Annotated in this window: 1 protein-coding gene; it reads right to left on the reverse strand. The window is 72.2% G+C overall.

What is annotated here, in order from left to right:
- Positions 1–512 precede the first annotated feature (512 nt).
- Positions 513–1,283, reverse strand: coding sequence for a DUF5995 family protein (locus tag KBX53_RS32650; protein WP_030327568.1), 771 nt, complete (start codon positions 1,281–1,283; stop codon positions 513–515).
- Positions 1,284–1,494: the final 211 nt, after the last annotated feature.

The raw sequence follows: 1,494 nt of genomic DNA on the forward strand, positions 1-1,494 counted from the left end.
CCACGGCCCGTACCGGATCATCAGATCCCGTTCGCTGCCGGCGACCCAGGCCGTCGCCGGACGGACCCCCAGCAGGGCCAGCATCGGCCGGAACGCCGCATCGAAGCGGAACGGAAATCGCGTGGCGACGCCGGTCATCGGGCGCCGGGCCGCGCGGTGGGTCGCGACACCGGGCCGCCCGGCCGCAGCGGGCCGGGCCGCGCGGGCCGGGGGCGGGCGGCGGGCCGACGCCGGGCCAGGACAATCATGGCGCGGGCGTACCCGATCCGAGCCCGCCGACACCCCCGGATCCGCACGCCGTCGACGCGCCCCCACCCGCCGGTCCCCCACCGCCGGCCGACACCCCCCGGGCCGGCCGACGGTGGCAGACGGTCGACACCCCCCGGGCCGACCGGCTGTCCCCGCTCGTGACCGACCCGATTTCGGGTGGCCACGCGGGGTGGAACTGGTGGGACGCGCTCCCGCGCTCCGCCGCCCCCCACGGGGCGGAGCGCGGGAGCCCCCCGTCCCGGCTACTGCAGGAACGCCCCGAGGGGCGAGAGCAGCAACCGGCCGAGCGCCGCGGCGTTGTCGTCCAACCGCGTGCGCTCACACTCGCGGGCCTGCGGGTCGTGCCGGCACCGCCAGATCTTCTGCGCGTTGCGCCAGGCGACATCGCGCGTGTACTCGACCAGTTCCCCCTGGTACCAGTCGTCGATGTCACCGTTGAGCATGTCGATGAGCAGCTGCCACCGCTCCAGGTAGCCACGGCGCAGGCCGGGGATCTTGTCCGCGAAGATGTTGTTGATCTCGAGGTAGTCGTGGTGCTGGTCGCTGCCGTCGACCGGCTCCGACTCCAGGTGGTCGAACGTGGTCACCAGGGCGAACGGCAGGTCGAAGTTGATGTGCGCGTTCACCCCGGCCGCCGCCGAGGGCAGCGGGCGGGCGTCCGGCCCCCGCATCCGCTCGAACAGGCACGACCACGCCTTCGGGGTGCCGGGGCTGGAGTCGGTCCACAGCCGCATCGCGTCGAAGTAGCGGGCGGCGAACTCGACGTCGAGCCGGGAGAGGAAGACCGGGTCGATGAAGCGGTCGTCGTACAGCCCGTCCAACACGCTGCTGGTGATCGTCAGGTAGAGCTTGTTGAAGTCGGCCAGCGGGCAACTGGCCTCCAACGGTGGCAGCCGGACCAGCATGTCCTGCAGCTTGGTCAAATGATCGACCACGGCCGGCACGTCCGCGGGGTGGTCGGCGAGCAGGTCGACGATGTCCCGGTGCACGGGCCCCCAGACCGGTTCGATCATTTCTCCTCCATTGTGGTCGGCGGCATCCCCCGTGCCGTCGTCGACGCGGCTCAGCCTCTCAGCCGACACCGGCCCGCCGGATCAGTAGAACGACGTATCCCGGCGCGCACACGCGCGCCGGGATACGTCGTGGTGGTAAGTCAGCCCCGTTGGTTGCGCAGCTGGATCGCGCTGGCCTGCACCCGGGTCCGGACCTGGAGCTTGTCGAAGT

Source organism: Micromonospora sp. M51 (assembly GCF_018070305.1).
Classification (GTDB): Bacteria; Actinomycetota; Actinomycetes; order Mycobacteriales; family Micromonosporaceae; genus Micromonospora; species Micromonospora parva.

Excerpts from the sequence above, each read along its gene's own strand:
- KBX53_RS32650 (WP_030327568.1), bottom strand. The coding sequence starts at position 1,283 with ATGATCGAACCGGTCTGGGGGCCCGTGCACCGGGACATCGTCGACCTG.